Here is a 307-nt window from a genome sequence, read left to right on the forward strand (position 1 = left end):
GGGTCAGCTGGTCGATGGGCTGGTCGGGGTGTGCGACGAGTTGGGTGAGGACGTGGCGCAGGTGGTGGATGTGCCGTTGGGCGGTGGCGGTGTCGAACAGGGCGGTGGCGTACTCGAGGCTGCCGGTGACGCGGCCGTCGTGCTCGGCCAGGGAGAGGGTCAGGTCGAACTTGGCGCTGGTCCACGGGCTGGCCAGGGCGGTCACCTCGACACCGGGCAGGTCCAGGTCCACGTCCTCGGTGTTCTGCCAGGCGAACATGACCTGGAAGAGGGGGGTGTGGGCGAGGTTGCGGGTGGGGTTGACGGC

Annotated in this window: 1 protein-coding gene; it reads right to left on the minus strand. The window is 69.7% G+C overall.

Features of this window, described 5'->3' with window-relative positions:
• Positions 1-307: condensation domain-containing protein (locus tag ACFHW0_RS31910; RefSeq protein WP_416613341.1), on the minus strand; the 307-nt coding region annotated here is incomplete at both ends.

This window comes from Micromonospora sp. LOL_025 (assembly GCF_048060285.1).
In the GTDB taxonomy this organism is placed as follows: Bacteria; Actinomycetota; Actinomycetes; order Mycobacteriales; family Micromonosporaceae; genus Micromonospora.